The sequence below is a fragment of the Streptomyces sp. BRA346 genome (assembly GCF_052851135.1).
The window spans coordinates 184,736-203,717 of sequence record NZ_JAIWIH010000012.1 but is presented as its reverse complement, the minus strand read 5'-3'; the positions used below and the strand labels follow the sequence as shown (position 1 = coordinate 203,717).

Sequence of the window (18,982 nt, the reverse complement as noted above, 5' to 3'; positions counted from 1 at the left end):
GAACTCCCTCTCCTCGTGCTGGTGCCTCTTACGCGGTCGATACCTACGACGCGTATAACACCGGCCCCCGGGACGGCATTCCCGTGACCTCACCCACACCACTCAGCGCGCGGGCCCCGCGAGGCGCGTCAGCCACTCCCCGACCGCTTCGGTGATCACGGCGAGGGCTTCCGCTTCGGTGATGTCCGCCGACTTCGGCACGGCGAAGCCGTGGTCACCGTGGGGCACCTCAACCAGCTCCGTGGCTTCCGGCAGCGCCGGGAACTCCCCGGGGCGGCCGAAGGCGTCGCGGCCGCCCTGGAGGACGAGCGTCGGCAGGCCCGTGGACAGCAGCTCCTCGGCGCGGGACTTCTCCGGCTTGCCCGGCGGGTGCAGCGGGAAGGACAGCGCGAGCACGGCGCGGGCGCCCAGCTCGGCCCCCGTACGGCAGGCCACCCGCGCGCCCGCGCTGCGGCCGCCCGCGACGACCGGCAGGCCGCGCCGCTCCAGCGCGGGCCACAGCGCGCGCCAGCCGGTGTCGAGGGTCTTGGGGGCGGGCGCGACCTTCTTGCCCGCCACCCGCCACGGCTGTTCGACCAGTGCGACGCTCACTCCCCGCGGCGGCAGCGCGGCGGCCAGCGCCCGGAGGTCGCGCGCCTCGATGCCGCCGCCCGCGCCGTGGGAGACGGCCAGCACGGTGTGCGCGCCGGAGGCGTGGTGCCAGGTGATGCGGGCGTCGCCGACCGGGGTCGGCACGGTCTCGGCGGTCGTCCCAGTGGTCCCGGTGGTCCCGGTAGTGCGCGTCATCAGAACAGCGTGCCCTCTTCCGGGCCCTCCAGCTCCTTCAACAGCTCCGGGCCGTTGTTACGGACGTCACTCACCCCGGTCGCGACGGGGTACGCGCGCAGCAGCCCCGCGGGCGGCGGCGCCAGCAGCGGGAGCAGATCGTCGGGGTCGGTACGGGCCGGATCCAGCCAGGAGGACCACCGGTCCTCGGTGAGGACGAGCGGCATCCGGGGATGGATGTCGGCCAGCGAGCGCGGGCCCTCGTCCCCGGCGGCGCCGCCCGCGAACGGCTCCCGCTCCGCCTCGGTGGTGATCACGGTGCAGGTCACCCACCAGGCGCGCGGATGCTCGTCCGGCAGCGTGCGGTCCCGCCAGAACTCGTACAGCCCGGCCATCGCCATGACCGAACCGTCCACCGGGGTCACGAAGTACGGCTGCTTGCGCGGCCGTTTGCGCTTCCCCTTCTCCTCCAGCTGCCGCTCCCCCGACGCGGTGACCCACTCGTAGTAGCCGTCGGCGGGCAGGATGCAGCGGCGCGCGGCGAAGGGGCGCCGGTACGAGGGCTTCTCGTGCACGGTCTCGGCCCGGGCGTTGATCATCTTCGCGCCGCCCTCGGGGGACTTCGCCCAGGACGGGACGAGACCCCACTTCAGCGCCCGCAGCTGGCGGACCGGCCGCGGCCCGGCGGCTTCGGCCTCGGGGCCCTTGAGCGGGCGTTCGAGCACCGCGTACACGTCCTTGGTGGGCGCGACGTTCCAGTCGGGCGCCAGTGTCTCCTCCGGCTCCCACTTCTCCACCCCGAAGACCCCGGCGAGATCCTCGGGTCTCCGGCTCGCTGCGTATCGACCGCACATAGGTGCCACACTGCCACGACGCAACCCGACGTGAGGAGCCGCCCGCACATGGACGTAACGAACGCCGCCGACCTGTGGGACCGGGTCGTGGGCGCCCAGCCCGACCCCACGCTGTGGCTGGTGGCTTCCACCGGGTTGATAGCCCTCGCCGTCGTCGTCTTCCGCACCTCCTGGCGCATATCCCGCAACGCGATCACGATCGCCCACGAGGGCGGCCACGGACTGGTCGCGCTGCTCAGCGGGCGGCGCCTGGACGGCATCCGGCTGCACTCGGACACCTCGGGGCTGACCGTCTCGCGCGGCAAGCCCACCGGCATCGGCATGGTCCTCACGGCTGCCGCCGGCTACACCGCGCCCTCCCTGATCGGGCTGCTCGGCGCCTGGCTGCTGGCCGCGAACCACATCACCGCGCTGCTGTGGGGCACGACGGCGCTGCTCGCCGTGATGCTGGTGATGATCCGCAACGCGTACGGCGTGCTCACGGTCGTCTCCGCCGGGGCCGCCTTCTTCCTCGTCTCCTGGCTGACCGAGCCGGACGTGCAGGCCGCGTTCGCGTACGGCGTGGTGTGGTTCCTCCTGCTCGGCGGCGTCCGTCCGGCCTTCGAGCTCCAGCGCAAGCGGCGGTCCGGCGGTGCGTACGACTCCGACCCCGATCAGCTGGCCCGGCTCACCAACGTTCCGGCCGTGGTGTGGCTGCTGCTCTTCCACGTCGTCTCGCTGAGCTCGCTGATCGGCGGCGGCCGCTGGATGCTGCGGCTGTGACCCGGCCGCGGCTGTGACCCGTACGGGCCGGATGCGCCCCGTACACACCCTCGGCGCGCCCCTCCACCGCCTGTACCAGCGCTGTGTTTCGACTGGGTTTCGCCACTTTTGATCAAGATTCGCACTCTCGGTGAGCCACTAAAGTGAGACCCATGACCGGCATTGAGACTTCCCCGGGCGATCACACCGCCCTCTGGCCCGCCCCGACCGCTGACGGGGCGGTCGACGCGACCGTCACCGTGCCCGGATCGAAGTCCGTCACCAACCGCGGTCTGATCCTGGCCGCGCTCGCCGCCGAGCCCGGCTGGCTGCGCCGGCCGCTGCGCTCCCGCGACACCCTGCTGATGGCCGACGCGCTGCGCGCGATGGGCGTCGGCATCGAGGAGACGGTCTCCGACAGCGCCTTCGGCGCGGGCGGCTCCTCCGGCGGCGGCGAGGCCTGGCGGGTCATCCCCGCCGGACTGCACGGCCCGGCCACCATCGACGTCGGCAACGCGGGCACCGTGATGCGCTTCCTGCCGCCGGTCGCCTCCCTCGCCGACGGCCCGGTCCGCTTCGACGGCGACCCGCGCTCGCACGAGCGCCCGCTGCACGGCGTGATCGACGCCCTGCGCGCCCTCGGCGCCCGCATCGACGACGACGGCCGCGGCGCGCTGCCGATGACCGTGCACGGCGGCGGGGCGCTGGACGGCGGCCCGGTCCGCATCGACGCCTCGGCGTCCTCCCAGTTCGTCAGCGCGCTGCTGCTGTCCGCGCCGCGCTTCAACCAGGGGGTCGAGGTGCGCCACATCGGCGCCGCGCTGCCCTCCCTGCCGCACATCCGGATGACCGTCGACATGCTGCGCGCGGCGGGCGCGCGGGTCGACACCCCGGAGGCGGGCGGCGAGCAGGGCGTGTGGCGGGTCGCGCCGAGCGCGCTGCTCGGCCGGGACCTGGTCGTCGAGCCCGATCTGTCCAACGCGGCGCCGTTCCTGGCCGCCGCCCTGGTCACCGGCGGCCGGGTGACCATCCCGGACTGGCCGGAGCACACCACCCAGCCCGGTGACGCGCTGCGCCGGATCTTCACCGACATGGGCGGTTCCTGCGAGCTGACCGACGCCGGGCTGACCTTCACCGGCACCGGCCGGATCACCGGCATCGACGCCGATCTGCACGAGGTCGGCGAGCTGACCCCGGTGATCGCGGCGGTCGCGGCGCTGGCCAACTCCGAGTCCGTCCTGCGCGGCATCGCCCATCTGCGGCTCCACGAGACCGACCGGCTGGCCGCCCTCGCCAAGGAGATCAACGAACTCGGCGGCGACGTCGCGGAGACCGAGGACGGGCTGCGCATCCGGCCGCGCCCGCTGCACGGCGGGATCTTCCACACCTACGAGGACCACCGGCTGGCCACCGCCGCCGCCGTGCTGGGCCTGACCGTCGAGGGCGTCCAGATCGAGAACGTGGCGACCACGGCCAAGACCCTGCCCGACTTCCCCGGCCTGTGGACCGGAATGCTCGACGCGGCGACAGCCACGGCGCGGAGAGCCTGAGGGCGTACCGCCATGCGCCGCTACGGCAAGCACACCGACGAGGACGACGTACGGGTCCGCCCCAACCGCAAGGGCAACCGTCCGCGTACCCATATCCGCCCCAAACACGAGGACGCCTCCGAGGGCATGGTCCTGACCGTCGACCGCGGGCGGCTCCATGTCCTCATCGAGGGCCGCACGATCGTCGCCATGAAGGCCCGTGAACTCGGCCGCAAGGGCGTCGTGGTCGGCGACCGGGTCGCGGTCGTCGGCGACCTGTCCGGCGCCAAGGACACCCTGGCGCGCGTGGTGCGCGTCGAGGAGCGGTCCTCCGTACTGCGCCGGACCGCCGATGACGACGACCCGTTCGAGCGGGTGGTCGTCGCCAACGCCGAGCAGCTGGCCATCGTCACCGCCCTCGCCGACCCCGAGCCGCGGCCGAGGCTGATCGACCGCTGTCTGGTGGCGGCGTTCGACGCGGGGCTCGAACCGCTGCTCGTCCTCACCAAGTCCGATCTGGCGCCCGCCGACGGCCTCCTGGAGACCTACCGGACGCTCGGCGTGCCCTATGTCGTCACCAACCGCGAGGAGCTGGCCGACGGAGAGGCCGCCGACCGGGTGCGGGAACGTCTCACCGACCGGATCACGGTCTTCGTCGGCCACTCCGGCGTCGGCAAGACCACTCTGGTCAACGCCCTGGTGCCGGAGCGCAAACGGGCCACCGGACGGGTGAACGCGGTCACCGGCCGCGGCCGCCACACCACCACCTCGGCGCTCGCGCTGCCCCTTCCGGACGACAAGGGATGGGTGATCGACACGCCGGGCGTGCGGTCCTTCGGACTGCACCATGTGGACCCGACGAGGGTCATCCACGCCTTCCCCGATCTGGAGGCCGGCACCGACGACTGCCCGCGCGCCTGTAGCCATGACGAGCCGGACTGCGCCCTGGACCAGTGGGTGGCCGAGGGCCACGCCGACCCGGCCCGGCTGTACTCCCTGCGGAGGCTGCTCGCCACCCGCGAACGGCGGGAGGGCGACTGACCCGGGTTTGCCGCCTCCCCGGTGAGGTAAAGGGATAATCGCACCGAAGCAACCGGGCGAGGGACCAACCCAGGCAAACAAACGCAGCCGTCAGCGGTACGTACGGGAGGAATCTGTATGGCGTGGCTGCTGGTCGTGGTCGCCGGGCTCCTGGAAACGGGCTTCGCGGTCTGCCTCAAGCTCTCGCACGGCTTCACCAGGCTCTGGCCGACGGTCGCGTTCTGCGCGTTCGCGCTCGGCAGCTTCGGACTGCTGACGCTGTCCCTGAAGAAGCTCGACGTGGGGCCCGCGTACGCGGTCTGGACGGGCATCGGAGCGGCCGGGACGGCGATCTACGGCATGGTCTTCCTCAACGACCTGGTCTCCGTGCTGAAGATCGTCTCCATCACGCTGGTGATCATCGGCGTGGTGGGCCTCCAGCTCTCCGGCTCGGGGCACTAGCCGCTGCGGGCGAGCGCGCCGCGCACCGCGCTCGCCACCTCCACCGCGGGCGCGGGCACCAGGACGTACGACAGCGCCAGCCGCGCGGCCGTCTCGCAGGCCCGGGCCAGCTCCACCGGCCCGCCCGGCGGCCACTCCGCCTCCAGCAGCCGCACCGCGCGGTCCCGTGCCTGGCCCAGCAGATCGACGGGCGCAGGCACCGGCTCCACGACGGCGGCCCGGGACGAGCGCGGTGAGCCCGGCGGGCGCGACGGGCCACCGGTAGGGGCGGGACGTGTGGGTGACGGGGGCGCGGGACACGGGAGCCGTTCGTTCCAGCATCCGGTGAGCACCGCCCGCACCAGCGGGTTCTCGGTCCCGGCCCGGACCGTCCACACGGCCGCCGCCGCCAGCCGCTCCCCGGGCCCCGCGGCGCCCGGCACCCCGGTCAGGGCCCGCTCGACACCGTTGAGGTACGCCTCGGCCTCGCGCCGCACCAGGGCCCGCGCGAGGCCGTCCTTGCCGCCGAACTCGTTGTAGAGGGTCTGCCGCGACACCCCGGCGGCCGCGGCGACGTCCGTCATCCGGATCCTGGCCCACGGTCGGCGCGCGAGGGCGGCGAAGGCCGCGTCGAGCAAGGATTCACGCGCTGCGGGCATCGTCGCCTCCCCGGCTTTCCGCGTGCACAGAATTGACGGCCCGCCAGATGCTGTCAATAGCCTCCTGTGGATCGCCCCGATGTGGCTCGATACTGTTCGGCCATGGCCGACTACCACGATGACCTGCGTTTCGCCCATGTACTGGCCGATGCCGCCGACGCCCAGACCATGGAGCGGTTCAAGGCGCTCGACCTCAAGGTCGAGACGAAACCCGACATGACGCCGGTGAGCGAGGCCGACAAGGCGGCCGAGGAGCTGATCCGCTCCCAGCTCCAGCGCGCCCGCCCGCGGGACGCGGTGCTCGGCGAGGAATTCGGCAGTGAGGGCACGGGTCCGCGCCGCTGGGTGATCGATCCGATCGACGGCACCAAGAACTACGTACGCGGGGTTCCGGTGTGGGCCACCCTGATCGCGCTCATGGAGCGCGGCGCGGGCGGCGACCGGCCGGTGGTCGGGGTCGTCTCCGCACCGGCGCTGGGCCGCCGCTGGTGGGCCGCCGAGGGGCTCGGGGCGTACAGCGGCCGGAGCCTGTCGTCGGCGACCCGGCTGCACGTGTCGAAGGTGGCCGAGCTGGGGGACGCGTCGTTCGCGTACTCCTCGCTCAGCGGCTGGGAGGAGCGCGGCAGGCTGACCGGCTTCCTCGACCTGACCCGCGCCTGCTGGCGCACCCGCGGCTACGGCGACTTCTGGCCGTACATGATGGTCGCCGAGGGGTCGGTGGACCTGTGCGCCGAGCCGGAACTGTCGCTGTGGGACATGGCGGCGAACGCCGTGATCGTCCAGGAGGCGGGTGGCCGCTTCACCGGGCTCGACGGCGTACCGGGCCCGAACAGCGGCGACGCGGCGGCGTCCAACGGGCTGCTGCACGGCGCGATGCTGGATTACCTGCGGCCGTAGGGGCTGTCAACCGGAGCGTACGGGCGCGCTGAGCAAGAGATCGGCCTCCGCGCGCCCTTGTGGTGCCCACCGGAGCATGTGAACATGAGAATCCAGAGCCTTGTGAACTTGTGAATCCGTTCTCGAACGCGCATGACGGATTCCACCAAGGAGGTGCCTCCATCCATGCCCATGCACGTCCGTGACGCCATGAGCTCGGTGGTCCTCACCATCGGCCCCGCACATACGCTCCGTCAGGCCGCCCGGCTGATGTCCGCCCGGCGGGTCGGGTCGGCCATCGTGCTCGACCCCGACACCAGCGGCCTCGGCATCCTCACCGAGCGGGACATCCTCAACTCCCTCGGCGCGGGCCAGGACCCGGACCACGAGACCGCACACGCCCACACCACCGCCGACGCCGTCTTCGCCGCCCCCGGGTGGACCCTGGAGGAGGCGGCCCGCACGATGTCCCAGGGCGGCTTCCGCCATCTGATCGTCCTGGAGGCGGGTGACCCGGTCGGGGTGGTGTCGGTGCGCGACATCATCCGCTGCTGGGCCCCGGTGCCGCAGCCCGCACTGGCCTGACCCCCCGGGGCGAACCCGTACGAACGCCTGCGAACACGGAGAGGCCGGAGCCCACTGGCGTCCGGCCTCTCCGGTTGGTACGGCAAGCGTCCTAGCCGCGCAGGGCCTGGACCGCGGCCTCCAGCCGCTTGCCGTAGTCCGCGTCCGCCTTGCGGAAGTTGTCGATCGCCCGCTGCGCGATGTCGTCGCGCGAGACCTGCGCGATGAAGCCCGCGAGGTTGGCGATCAGGCGCTCCTTCTCCTCGTCCGACATCAGCCGGTAGAGGGTGCCCGCCTGGACGAAGTCGTCGTCCTCGGCGTGCGAGGGCGCCTCGTGGTCACCGGTCACACCGCTGACCGCGGACGGCTGCCACAGCGGCCGGTCGGTCTGCGCCGGGCCGCCGAAGCTGTTCGGCTCGTAGTTCTTGGCGCCCGCGTGGCGGCCGTCGTACAGCAGGCCGTCGCGGCCGTGGGTGCGCGCCTCGGTGGCGTGCGGACGGTTCACCGGCAGATGGTCGGCGTTGATGCCGACGCGGTAGCGGTGGGCGTCGCCGTACGCGAAGAGGCGGCCCTGGAGCATCTTGTCCGGGGACGGGCCGATGCCGGGCACCAGATGGGCCGGGGAGAAGATCGACTGCTCGACCTCGGCGAAGATGTTCCGCGGGTTGCGGTTCAGCTCCAGCGTGCCGATCTCGATCGGCGGATAGTCCTCGTGCGGCCAGACCTTGGTCAGGTCGAACGGGTTGAAGCGGTAGGTCGCCGCGTCCGCCGCGGGCATGATCTGCACCTGGACGGTCCAGGTCGGGAAGTCACCGCGCTCGATGGACTCGCGCAGGTCGCGCTGGTGGCTGTCCGGGTCCCGGCCCGCGAGCACCGCGGCCTCTTCCGAGGTCAGGTTCTTGATGCCCTGGTCGGTCTTGAAGTGGTACTTGACCCAGAAGACCTCGCCCGCGGCGTTGTTCCACTGGTAGGTGTGCGACCCGTACCCGTTCATGTGGCGGTACGAGGCGGGGATGCCGCGGTCGCCGAACAGCCAGGTCACCTGGTGGGTGGACTCGGGCGACAGGCCCCAGAAGTCCCAGACGTTGTCCGCCTCCTGCGAGCCCGTGTACGGGTCGCGCTTCTGGGTGTGGATGAAGTCGGGGAACTTGATGGCGTCCTTGATGAAGAACACCGGGGTGTTGTTCCCGACCAGGTCGTAATTGCCGTCCTCGGTGTAGAACTTCAGCGCGAAGCCGCGCGGGTCGCGCACCGCGTCCGCCGAGCCGAGGTTGCCCGCGACCGTCGAGAAGCGCAGGAACGTCTCGGTCTGCTTGCCGACCTCGGAGAGGAACGCCGCGCGCGTCCACCGGGAGACGTCGCGGGTCAGCGTGAAGGTGCCGTACGCCCCGGCGCCGCGCGCGTGCACGATCCGCTCCGGGATCCGCTCGCGGTTGAAGCGGGCGAGCTTCTCGATCAGGTGCTGGTCCTGGATCAGGACCGGCCCGCTGACGCCCGCCGTCTCGCTGTTCTGGTTGTCCGCCACCGGAGCCCCGGACTCCGTGGTCAGCGGACCCGTGATGTTCTCCTGGACCGTCACGTGCGCCTCCTGCCTGCTTCAAGCTCGATCGAACTCGATCCTACCTTGGACATTGTCTAAGTCAAGAAGAGTTGGAGACCGATACCCGATCCGGGCATGGACGCGACCACTGCTACCCTGTCCTTATCTGACTGATAGGTGAATGGCATGAGTGACCTGCTGAAACGACTCCGGGGACGCGGCTGGCGGCTGACCGCGCAGCGGCGTGTCGTCGCCGAGGTCCTCGACGGGGACCACGTGCACTACACCGCCGACGAGGTACACGCGCTGGCGGCCGACCGTCTGCCCGAGATCTCCCGCGCGACGGTGTACAACACCCTGGGCGAGCTGGTCTCGCTCGGCGAGGTGATCGAGGTCAGCACGGACGGCCGGGCGAAGCGCTACGACCCGAACGCGCACCACGCGCACCAGCACCTGGTGTGCGCGCGCTGCGGCACGATCCGCGACGTCCACCCCGTGGGCGACCCGCTGGCCGACCTGCCCGCGCAGGAGCGGTTCGGCTTCGCGGTCTCCGCGGCCGAGGTGACCTACCGCGGGGTCTGCCCCGACTGCGCGGCCTGACGGCTCAAGGCCCCGGGAGCGCCACCGGCGCCCCGGGGCCACGTATATCCGCCCGGGGCCGTCCCCCGGGGTCGCCTTCTCGGGGCCGGACATGACGAAGGGCCCGGATCTTCGGAAGATCCGGGCCCTTCGTTCTCGTAGCGGGGACAGGATTTGAACCTGCGACCTCTGGGTTATGAGCCCAGCGAGCTACCGAGCTGCTCCACCCCGCGTCGGTGTGAAGCAACCTTAACCCGAGGCCAACGCCAGGAGCAAACCGGTTACCCGGGCGTCACCGGCGAGGGCCCCGAGAGGCCCTCCGGAGAGTCTCCGGGGGGTCTACGCGGTCAGCTCCTGCTGGAGCGCGTCCCGCAGCCGTGCGGCCCGCTCGGCGACCTCCGCCGGGCCCAGCTCGACCGCCCGGGCGCACCACCGCTGCCCCTCGGTCAACGCGCCGCGACGGGCCGCGAGCAGCGCCAGCCGCAGCGCGGCGCGGCCGTGCCCGGCCTCGGCCGCGCGCGTCCACCACAGGGCGGCCTCCGGCTCGCTGCCCTCGCGGGCCAGCAGCAGCCCCAGGTTGAACGCCCCGTTGCTGCTGCCCGCCTCGGCGGCCGTCCGGTACCAGCGAGCGGCCTCGACCACCTCGCCCCGGGCGGCCGCGAGCATGCCGACGCGCACCTGGGCGCGCCGGTGGCCCTGGCGGGCGGCCCGCTCGTACCACTCCTCGTACTCGGGCACGTGCCCGTCCTCGGGCGGGACAGGGAACCGCGTCCCGGAACCGGCGGCGAAGCCGGTACCGGTCGCCGCGGGGTCACCACCGACCGCCGAGCGGTCCAGCAGCGCCGCCAGCCGGAACGCGGCCTCGGCGCTGCCGCCGCCCGCGGCGCACCGCAGATGGCGCTCGGCCGCCTGGTGGTCGCCCTCCCGCAGCAGGGCGATGCCCACCTGGAGGGCGGCCTCGGTGTGCCCGGCGGCCGCGGCCCGCTCGTACCACTGCCGGGCGGCCCGCTCCTCGTCCCGGCCCGCGTACAGGATGCCCAGGTTGAACGCGGCGTCCACGCTGCCCGCCTCGGCCGCCTTGGAGAACCACGGCTCGGCGCCCGCCGCGTCGCCGCGCTGGAGCAGCAGCACGGCGACCGCATTGGCGGCCTCGCGGTGCCCGGCGTAGGCGGCGCGGCGGTACCACTGCTCGGCCTGGGCGGTACGGCCCTGCTCGGCGCAGAGCAGGCCGAGGTTGTACGCGCCGTTGATGTCCCCGGCGTCCAGGGCGGCCCGGTACCAGCGCTCGGCGGTCTGGGTCTCCCCGCGGTCGGCGTGCAGCGCGCCCAGCGCGTTGGCCGCGTTGCCGTCGCCGTCCTGGGCGGCACGGCGCCACCACTCCGCCGCGCTGTCGGTGTCGCCCGCGTCGCGCAGCAGGAAGCCGAGCGCGCAGGCGGCGCGCGCCTCGCCGTCCTTGGCGGACGTCAGGTACCAGCGGCCCGCCTCCTGGGTCTCGCCGCGCTTCTCCAGCAGCGTGCCGAGGCGGAGCGCGGCGCGCCGGTGGCCGCGCGCGGCGGCCTGCCGGTACCACTGCTCGGCCTCCTCCGGCTCCGCGCTCTCACCGCTCCGGCCGCGCTCCCCCGCGGCCTCGTCGTCGCTGTGGTCGAGGAGGCGGGCGAGGCGGTACGCGGCCTCGCGGTGGCCACGCTCGGCGGCCGTGCGGAACCACCGCTCGGCACCGATGTCGCTGCGGTGTTCGAGCAGGTCGGCGAGGGCGTACGCACCCAGGGTGTGGCCGGATTCGGCGGACTGGCGCAGCCAGTACTCGGCGGCCGGTTCGTCGCCGCGCTCGCGGTGGTGGCGGCCGAGGGCGTGCGCGGCCGCGGCGGATCCCGCGACGGCGGCGATGCGCCACCAGCCGGCCGCCTCGTCGGCGTACCCGCGCTGGTGGAGAAGGACGCCGAGGTTATTGGCCGCGGCGCGGTCGCCCGCCCCCGTGGCCTCCCGCAGATACGGCTCGGCGCCGTCGAGGTCGCCGCGGCGCAGCAGCAGCGCGCCGAGGGCGCTCATCGACGCCGTATCCCCGGAGTCGGCCGCACGGCGATGCCGTGTCTCTTCTTCGGCATCGTCATGCGTGTGCGCAAAACGCCCTGTCTCCAACAGACTGACCCTGTCCCCCATAAATCCCATCGTGGCATCACCCGCATCCGCCGTACACCTGGTATACCGCAGCCAGCGAGGTCACTTCAGCGTTTTGTCGACTTGCCCACAGAGAGACAACCCAAACGCTTGTATCCCGAATCGTTGAGTAGACACACAACGAGGCCCGGATCCTTGCGGATCCGGGCCTCGTCTGTCAGTAGCGGGGACAGGATTTGAACCTGCGACCTCTGGGTTATGAGCCCAGCGAGCTACCGAGCTGCTCCACCCCGCGCCGTTGTGTTCACAACCCTACCACGGCGCGGGATTTCCCCTGGTCGCGGGCGTCAGCCGCCCTTGTTCGACGCCCCCTGACCCTGCGGCTCGTTCTGCGTCTTCGCGCCCGAGCCGCTCTTCTTCTCGGCGGCCTTCTGCTCCGCCTTGGCAGCCTTGTCCAGCGCCGCCTTGAGGTCCTCCTGGGCCCTGCCGTAGGCGTCCCAGTCCTGCGGCTTCTCCTCCAGCGCCTTCTGGCTGTCCTCCCAGGCCTCCTGGGCGTCCTTCAGCGCCTCCTGCACCGTGGGGTCGGCGCTCGGCTTCCCGGTGCTGTCGTCCGGCGGCTGCTGCCCGTCGGACGTGTCCTCGCCGAAGACCGCGTCCAGCGCCTCGGGCAGGGTGTTCTTGAAGGCGGGTTCGTTGCCGTTGTAGGAGACGCCGACCTTCTTCAGCAGCGGGTAGTTGGAGTTGCCACCCCGCGCGTACACCGGCTCGATATAGAGGAAGCCGCCGTTGAACGGCACCGTCAGCAGGTTGCCGTACTCGATGTCCGAGTCGGTGCCCCGCAGGTTCCGCACGAACTCGGCCACTTCGGGGGTGCCGTTGAGCTTGCTCTGCACCTGCTGCGGACCGGGCACGTCATTGGTGACCTTCAGCATTCTTATCGTGCCGTAGTCCTTGCTCTTGGCATCGGCGTCGACGGACATGAACGCCCCGAGCGTGGGCCGCCCGGTGGGGGTGAAGGTCGTCGTCAGCGAGAAGGCCTGCTTCTGCTGGTCCGGCATCTTCATGCTCAGGTAGTACGGCGGGACCGCGCTGCCGTCCTTGCGGGTCGGGTCGTCCGGCACCTGCCAGGCGTCACTGCCGCTGTAGAACTGCTGCGGGTCGGTGACGTGGTAGCGGGTCAGCAGCTCGCGCTGGACCTTGAACAGGTCCTGCGGATACCGCAGATGCTCCTTCAGCTGGTCGCTGATCGCGCTCTTCGGCTTGACCGTGCCCGGGAACGCCTTCTTCCAGGTCTTGAGCACCGGGTCCTTGGTGTCCCACTCGTAGAGGTCGACGGAGCCGTCGTACGCGTCGACGGTCGCCTTCACCGAGTTCCGGATGTAGTTGACCTTGTTCTGCTGGGCGACCACCGAGCGGTCCTGCCCGCTCAGCGAGTCGGCCGTGCTGTCGCCGAGGGTGGTCCGCGACGCGTACGGATAGCCGTTGGTGGTGGTGTACGCGTCCACGACCCACTTGATGCGGCCGTTGACCACTGCCGGGTAGGCGTCCCCGTCGATGGTCAGCCACGGGGCGACCTTCTCGACGCGCTCCTTGGGCGTGCGGTTGTACAGGATCCGCGAACCCTCGCCGATGGCACCGGAGTAGAGCATCTGCGGCTCGCCGAACGCCACCGCGTAGGCGGCGCGGTTGACCGGGTTGGAGAGGCTGACCCCGCTCTTGCCCTTGTAGCTGGTGGTCTTCTCCCCGTTGTCCTCGTAGTCCAGCTCCTTCTGCGGGCCGCCCACTATCGAGTACTGATTGGTCTTCTCGCCGTAGTAGACCTGCTGCCGGTAGGTGCTCAACCCGCCGCCGGAATTCCCGGTGGTGGGCAGCCCGGCCTCGGTGAAGTCCGGGGCACCCTGCTGGTCCGCCTTGGGGTCGGGGCTGGTGCCCTTGGCCGCGATCATGCCGTAGCCGTGGGTGTAGGTGAAGTGGTCGTTGATCCAGTTCCGCTTCGGCACACCGGCGAGGTTCAGCTCGCGCACACCGACCACGGTGTCCTGATCCTTGCCGTTGGCGTCCTTGTAGCGGTCGACGTCCAGGGTCGACGGGAACTGGTAGTACTTCCGCTTCTGCTGGAGCTGCTGGAAGGTCGGCGAGACCACGCTCGGGTCGATCAGCCGGTAGCTGGCCGTCGAGTCGGCGGTCTGGCGCAGCTCGGTGCCGGCCTTGTCGTCGGTCTTGCCGGTGTAGTCCGCCACCTTGGAGTCATCGATGCCGTAGGCGTTGCGCGTGGCCTCGATGTTCTTCTTGATGTACGGCGACTCCTTGGCCTGCTCGTTCGGCTCGACCTGGAACTTCTGGACGATCGCCGGGTAGAGCCCGCCGATCAGGATCGCCGACAGCACCATCAGCCCGAAGCCGATCACCGGAAGCTGCCAGGTGCGCCGCCACAGCGTCGCGAAGAACAGCAGCGCGCAGATGACCGCGATGCAGAACAGGATCGTCTTGGCGGGCAGATAGGCGTTGGCGTCGACGTAGCGCAGACCGGTCCAGTTGCCCGTCGCCTTGAAGTCGCTCGACTTCACCGCCAGGCCGTACCGGTCCAGCCAGTACGCCACGGCCTTGAGGGCCACGAAGACGCCCACCAGCACCGACAGATGGCCGGTGGCCGCGCCGGTCGCCCGGGCACCCGGGCTGGTGACGCGCAGGCCCCCGTAGAGGTAGTGCACCAGGGCCGCGGCGATCAGGGAGAGCACCGTGGCCGCGAAGCCGAAGCTCAGCAGGAAGCGGTACCAGGGCAGGTCGAAGGCGAAGAACGCCACGTCCTTGTGGAACTCCGCGTCCTTCTGGCCGAAGGGCACACTGTTGATCCACAGCAGCCACAGCCGCCACTGACCGGCCGCGGAGGCCCCGGCGATCAGCCCGACCAGCGCGGTGACCGCGAGCAGCACCCACTTCTTGAACGGGGCGATGCCCATCCGGTACCGGTCGAGGCTCTGCTGCTCCATCGACATCGCGCTCAGCGGCGGCCGCAGCCGGTGCGCCAGCCAGATGTTGACCCCGACGGCCGCGGACATCAGCAGCCCGAAGACGAAGAACAGTCCGATCTTGGTCCGCAGGGTGGTGCTGAAGACCGATGAGTAATGAAGCGAGCGATACCAGAGCCAATCGGTCCAAAACCCCGCGAACATGACGAAGAGCATGGCCAGCACGGCCAGCACACCCAAGGTCATGAACAGGGTCCGGACTCGCCGGGACGGTCGGCCGACTCTGATCCGCGGCCCCGTCGGGCCTCCGCCGCGGTCCGGCATCTGGAAAGCCAAGGTGCGCACCTCGAAGTTCGCTGTTGTCTGGACGGGCCCGGACAGAAGGGCCCACCTGATGCAACTTACTCAGGCTTTACTCAGTTCCCGATTCCGGGTCCGATCAGGGCACGATATGAAGCATGTCCAACGCAACCCCCGGTACCGGCCCCCTTGCCGCGAATCCGCTCACCCGCGCCGTCCTGGAAATCGACGAGTACGCCTCCGGGCTCGGCTGGGATCAGCCCGCCCGGCTCTTCGCCCTCGTCGACACCGCCCAGCTGCGCGCCCAGGAGCCCGAGCTGGCCGGCCAGCTCGGGCTCGACGAGGACGGCGACGAGCCCGCGGCGTCCCTCACCCCCATCGAGCAGGACGAGCTGCCCTCGCAGGCCCCGCTCGACGAATTCCTGGCCACCATCGCCTGGCCCGACGCCGTGATCGGCTGCGCCATGACCGTGGAGCGGCTGATGCTGCCGCCGTCCGCCGAATCCTCCGTGCCGAAGGACATGGACGACGCCCAGCTGGCGTCCTGGGTCGCGGAGCACCCCGAGCGCCAGGAGGTCCGTATGACGGTCGCCGTGCTGCGGGACGGGGAGCGCGAGTCGGCGCTGCGGCTGCGCGAGAAGGACTCCGCGACCGAGGTGCTGACCGGGTCCGGCCTGGTGCCGGGGCTCGCCGACGCGCTGGCCGCCACCTTCGCCACCGACTGACGCCGGGGCAGTCCGGCCCCGGACGCGAGGCGGCCGCCGGACCAGATGTCCGGCGGCCGCCTCGCGCGTCGTCAGGGAACCGCCGCGCTCAGCTCGCGGCGCACCGCGGCAGACCCGCGGTGTCTCCCGAGCGGATCTTCTTCAGGGCCTTCAGTGCGTCGTCGATGGTGTGCACCTTCACCAGCCGCAGGCCGTCCGGTACGTCCTTGGCCGCCGCCGCGCAGTTCTCCTTGGGGGTGAGGAAGAAGCGGGCGCCGGCCTCGCGGGCGCCGATCGTCTTCATCCCGATCCCGCCGATCGGGCCCACGACGCCCTTGTCGTCGATCGTGCCGGTGCCCGCGATGAACTTCCCGCCGGTCAGGTCGCCCTCCTTGGACACCCGGTCCACGATGCCGAGGGCGAACATCAGACCCGCGCTCGGCCCGCCGACGTCGGCCAGCTTGATGTCGATCTTGAATGGGAAGGTGTAGTCGATCCCGGCCTGGATGCCGACGATGGCCCGGCCACCGGCCTTCTTGGTGGTGATCGAGATCTGCTTCTCGCCGGTCGGCCGCTTGCCGCTCTTCTCGGCCGCCGCGGCCTGCTTGGCCGGGATGATCGAGAAGGTCACCTTCTCGCCGGGCTTGTGCTTGGTGACCAGCTTGGCGACGTCGTCGGGCTCGGGCACCGCGGTGCCGTCCACCGACTTGATCACGTCGCCCGCGTGCAGCTTGCCCTCGGACGGGCTGCCCTTCACGACGGCACCCACGATCACCTGGGAGGTGACCTTCTTGTTCAGCGCCTTGAGCGCCGCGACCTTGGCGCTCTCCTGGGATTGGCTGAATTCCTCCGCATTCTGCTGGTTCACCTCGTCCGGAGTTTTGTCGTCCGGGTAGAGGGTGTCGTGCGGCACCACCACGTTGTCGTGGGAGAGCCAGCCGTAGACGGCCTCCACGAGGTTCATGCGGTATTCGGAGCCGGTGACCCGGACCGTCGTCATGTTGAGGTGGCCCCCGGTGGTCTCACAGCCTTTGTGGCCGGAGATCTGGAGCACGCACTCGCCGTTGTGTTCGCCCAGCGTGTTGTAGGTCGGCCCCGGAGACATCTCCGCGTACGGCACCGGGATCAGCACACCGGCGCACAGCAGCGCGATCAGCATCAGGAGGGAGGCGAGCATCGTCGCGGTGCGGCGTGGCATGGAACGACAGTACGGGACGCGTACGGCAGTCCACTCCCGGGGCCGTCCGTACGAGGGGCCGGGCCTCAGGCCGCCGCGTCCGTATCCGTGCGCGCGCGTTCCATTGCCTCTCGGAACCGTGTATATCCGGCCAGTTCTTCGACGTCCCCCACGCTCTTGCGGTTGTTGCGCGCGGCCCAACCGGCATAGAGCGTGGCGGCTATCGCCGCGAGAACGGGAATGGTCAACCAGAGAAGCGCTCCCATAGCGGCCTCCCGACCCCTTAAGCACCGCGACTGACAGATGAGCAGATTAATCCTCCGCGAGGTCAACGCTCACGGCGGGGTGCCGGTTACGCAAGTGGAGTACACCATTCCGAGTGGACTTCATGGCGTAACTGTTATCCCGGCCCGCCGGGCGCTGTCTTTCTCGCGTGCCCGCTACGCGCCCACCCATTCTTCGGTGCCGTCGGCGAAAGTCTGGTGCTTCCAGATCGGGACCTCGCTCTTGAGGTCGTCGATCAGCCGGCGGCAGGCGGCGAACGCCTCTGCGCGGTGCGGACACGAAACCGCCACGACGACGGCCAGGTCGCCGACCACCAGATCGCCGACCCGGTGGACGGCGGCCAGCGCCCGCACCGGGAAGTCCGCCGCGACCTTCTCGGCCACCCGGCGCAGCTCGGCCTCGGCGCTCGGATGCGCGGAGTAGCCGAGGGCGCCCACGTCCGCGCCCCCGTCGTGATTACGCACGGTGCCCACGAAGAGCGCCGTACCGCCCGCCGCGGCGTCGCCGACCGCCCCGAACACCTCGTCCACCGACAGCGGGGTATCGCGGACCGCGAGCAGGCGGATGGGGTCGGCCGCCGCGCCTTCGCCGGGGTGATCGTACGTGTGTGCCATGTCGTCCATCGTGCCGTATGCCGTCCCGTGGTGGCGGACTGTCCCGGCGGGCTGCCGGTTCGCGAGGGGGTTCAGGCGCGGCGGCGCGCCTTGCGGGCGCGGCGCACGATCGCGGCGGTGCCCACCAGGGCGACGGTCGCGCCCGCCGCGCCCAGCGTGGTGGCGTCCTTGCGGCCCAGCCGCCGCCCGGCGACCGTATGCCGCCCGGCGACCTCCTCCAGCAGCTCGGCCAGCACCTCCTCGTTGGTCCACCGGGGCCGCCAGCCCGCCGCGTGCAGCCGGCTGCCGCTGACCGCCCAGGGGTGCATCGTGTACGCGAGGTCCCCGGCGGGGGACGGGGTCAGGCCCAGCCGGTGCAGCCGGGACGCGGCGCCGAGGGCGACCGCCGACGGCAGCTCCATGCGCCGGATCCCGGTCAGCTCCTCGACCTCGTCCTGTTCCAGCCAGCCGTCGCAGCCGACCGCGAGCTCCCCCTCGACCTTCTCCAGCGCGGCGTACTCCAGCGCGCTGACCAGGTCTTCCATATGGCAGAACTGCCAGGTGGGACGGGATCCCGCGACCACCAGCAGCCGGGGCGACTCGAAGTAGCGGGTGAGTGCGGTGTCCGTGCCGCCGACCAGGATCGCGGGGCGCACGACGGTCACGTTCAGCCCCGGATGCGCCCGGGGCGCGCGCTCCCCCAGCCGCTCGATCTCCAGCAGGTCGCCGACGCCGGTGGCCTCGGCGGTGGCCCGCAGCTCCGCGTCCTCGGCGAGCGGAACGTCGTTGTCGGCGAGGGCGCCGTAGACCATCGCGGAGGTGCACAGCACCACCCGGTGCACCCCGGCGGCCGCTGCCGCGGTCAGCACGGTCTGGGTGCCGCGCACGTTGTAGGCGGTGCGCGCGGCGGGGTCGGTGCCCAAGTCCAGGTCGACGGCGAGATGCACGACGACGTCGGCGCCGCGCAGCTTCTCGGCGATGGCCGGATCGCGCACGTCCAGCACGTGCCACTGCGCCTCGGTCACCTCGCCGCGCCGCTCGTCGAGGGCCAGCACCTGTTTGATCTCTTCGGACTCCGCGAGCCGCTGCGTGAGCAGGGCGCCGGGGCCCGAGGCGGCACCGGTGACCGCCACGACGGGGCGTCGTGCGGTACGGGCCGTATCGTTTCGCGCAGCGCGAACTTCTCGGTCTGGGGAACTCACCGGGCGTCTCCAGCGGTTGTCTTCAGTACGCAGCGCGTGCACACGTACGTACCAGGTAACGCCCAT

General features: G+C 71.3%; 18 protein-coding genes and 2 tRNA genes. 8 read left to right on the top strand and 12 right to left on the bottom strand.

All coding sequences use genetic code 11. The annotated features are described in order from the left end of the window. Positions 1-102: 102 nt before the first annotated feature. A complete protein-coding gene (locus LCH29_RS17280; RefSeq protein ID WP_446462614.1) occupies positions 103-786 on the bottom strand; it encodes an alpha/beta hydrolase family protein in 684 nt (227 codons plus the stop codon). Next, positions 786-1,619 (bottom strand): SOS response-associated peptidase, encoded by an 834-nt coding sequence (locus LCH29_RS17275; protein ID WP_446462613.1) that lies wholly within the window; start codon positions 1,617-1,619, stop codon positions 786-788. Before LCH29_RS17275 ends, LCH29_RS17280 begins: the two co-directional genes overlap by 1 nt. Before the next feature lie 48 nt (positions 1,620-1,667). Between LCH29_RS17275 and LCH29_RS17270 the strand changes: the two genes are divergently transcribed. From LCH29_RS17270 to LCH29_RS17255, 4 genes are all read left to right on the top strand, one after another. After that, entirely contained in the window at positions 1,668-2,381 is a 714-nt protein-coding gene (locus LCH29_RS17270; protein WP_446462612.1) for a M50 family metallopeptidase, read from the top strand. 152 nt (positions 2,382-2,533) lie between these two features. Further along, complete coding sequence (aroA, locus tag LCH29_RS17265) at positions 2,534-3,910, top strand: 3-phosphoshikimate 1-carboxyvinyltransferase (RefSeq protein ID WP_446462611.1); 1,377 nt, start codon at positions 2,534-2,536, stop codon at positions 3,908-3,910. Between the two features lie 12 nt (positions 3,911-3,922). Further along, positions 3,923-4,930 (top strand): ribosome small subunit-dependent GTPase A, encoded by a 1,008-nt coding sequence (rsgA, locus tag LCH29_RS17260; protein WP_446462610.1) that lies wholly within the window; start codon positions 3,923-3,925, stop codon positions 4,928-4,930. A gap of 117 nt (positions 4,931-5,047) precedes the next feature. Next, positions 5,048-5,371: a DMT family transporter gene (locus LCH29_RS17255; protein ID WP_446462609.1), complete on the top strand. Its 324-nt coding sequence runs from the start codon at positions 5,048-5,050 to the stop codon at positions 5,369-5,371. On the opposite strand, the gene LCH29_RS17250 is transcribed toward LCH29_RS17255, so the two are convergent. After that, positions 5,368-6,009 carry a TetR family transcriptional regulator gene (locus tag LCH29_RS17250; RefSeq protein WP_446462608.1) on the bottom strand — a complete coding sequence of 214 codons (642 nt, stop codon included), beginning with the start codon at positions 6,007-6,009 and terminating at the stop codon, positions 5,368-5,370. The two genes, LCH29_RS17255 and LCH29_RS17250, sit on opposite strands and share 4 nt — an antisense overlap. 102 nt (positions 6,010-6,111) lie before the next feature. Here LCH29_RS17250 and hisN point away from each other — a divergent pair, with 102 nt between their 5' ends. Beyond that, the gene (gene hisN, locus LCH29_RS17245) at positions 6,112-6,906 is read left to right on the top strand and encodes a histidinol-phosphatase (protein WP_123106753.1); all 795 of its coding nucleotides are present in this window, start codon (positions 6,112-6,114) and stop codon (positions 6,904-6,906) included. Between the two features lie 171 nt (positions 6,907-7,077). Further along, on the top strand, positions 7,078-7,470 hold the full coding sequence (locus tag LCH29_RS17240) for a CBS domain-containing protein (RefSeq protein ID WP_446462742.1): 393 nt from the start codon (positions 7,078-7,080) through the stop codon (positions 7,468-7,470). 91 nt (positions 7,471-7,561) lie between these two features. Here LCH29_RS17240 and LCH29_RS17235 read toward each other — a convergent pair whose 3' ends face one another. After that, on the bottom strand, positions 7,562-9,028 hold the full coding sequence (locus LCH29_RS17235; protein WP_446462607.1) for a catalase: 1,467 nt from the start codon (positions 9,026-9,028) through the stop codon (positions 7,562-7,564). 147 nt (positions 9,029-9,175) lie between these two features. Here LCH29_RS17235 and LCH29_RS17230 point away from each other — a divergent pair, with 147 nt between their 5' ends. Next, the gene (locus LCH29_RS17230; protein ID WP_009715192.1) at positions 9,176-9,589 is read left to right on the top strand and encodes a Fur family transcriptional regulator; all 414 of its coding nucleotides are present in this window, start codon (positions 9,176-9,178) and stop codon (positions 9,587-9,589) included. A gap of 138 nt (positions 9,590-9,727) precedes the next feature. On the opposite strand, the gene LCH29_RS17225 is transcribed toward LCH29_RS17230, so the two are convergent. The 4 genes from LCH29_RS17225 to LCH29_RS17210 all read right to left on the bottom strand — a co-directional run bounded on the left by LCH29_RS17225 (position 9,728) and on the right by LCH29_RS17210 (position 14,979). Further along, positions 9,728-9,801 (bottom strand) — tRNA-Met (locus LCH29_RS17225). Between the two features lie 106 nt (positions 9,802-9,907). Next, positions 9,908-11,737 carry a tetratricopeptide repeat protein gene (locus tag LCH29_RS17220; RefSeq protein WP_446462606.1) on the bottom strand — a complete coding sequence of 610 codons (1,830 nt, stop codon included), beginning with the start codon at positions 11,735-11,737 and terminating at the stop codon, positions 9,908-9,910. Between the two features lie 170 nt (positions 11,738-11,907). Next, a tRNA-Met gene (locus LCH29_RS17215) sits at positions 11,908-11,981 on the bottom strand. Positions 11,982-12,033: 52 nt separating this feature from the next. Beyond that, positions 12,034-14,979: a UPF0182 family membrane protein gene (locus LCH29_RS17210; RefSeq protein ID WP_446462741.1), complete on the bottom strand. Its 2,946-nt coding sequence runs from the start codon at positions 14,977-14,979 to the stop codon at positions 12,034-12,036. Positions 14,980-15,113: 134 nt separating this feature from the next. Here LCH29_RS17210 and LCH29_RS17205 point away from each other — a divergent pair, with 134 nt between their 5' ends. Further along, positions 15,114-15,680 carry a PPA1309 family protein gene (locus LCH29_RS17205; RefSeq protein ID WP_446462605.1) on the top strand — a complete coding sequence of 189 codons (567 nt, stop codon included), beginning with the start codon at positions 15,114-15,116 and terminating at the stop codon, positions 15,678-15,680. Positions 15,681-15,768: 88 nt separating this feature from the next. Here the strand turns inward: LCH29_RS17205 and LCH29_RS17200 are convergent, their stop codons facing one another. The 4 genes from LCH29_RS17200 to LCH29_RS17185 form a co-directional block, all read right to left on the bottom strand. After that, positions 15,769-16,857: a YlbL family protein gene (locus LCH29_RS17200; protein WP_446462604.1), complete on the bottom strand. Its 1,089-nt coding sequence runs from the start codon at positions 16,855-16,857 to the stop codon at positions 15,769-15,771. 65 nt (positions 16,858-16,922) lie between these two features. Then, the gene (locus tag LCH29_RS17195; protein ID WP_079152613.1) at positions 16,923-17,102 is read right to left on the bottom strand and encodes a hypothetical protein; all 180 of its coding nucleotides are present in this window, start codon (positions 17,100-17,102) and stop codon (positions 16,923-16,925) included. A gap of 174 nt (positions 17,103-17,276) precedes the next feature. Then, the gene (locus tag LCH29_RS17190; RefSeq protein WP_446462603.1) at positions 17,277-17,735 is read right to left on the bottom strand and encodes a molybdenum cofactor biosynthesis protein MoaE; all 459 of its coding nucleotides are present in this window, start codon (positions 17,733-17,735) and stop codon (positions 17,277-17,279) included. A 71-nt stretch (positions 17,736-17,806) separates the two neighbouring features. Further along, positions 17,807-18,916, bottom strand: a complete 1,110-nt coding sequence (locus tag LCH29_RS17185; protein ID WP_446462602.1) for an SDR family oxidoreductase — start codon at positions 18,914-18,916, stop codon at positions 17,807-17,809. Positions 18,917-18,982 lie beyond the last annotated feature (66 nt).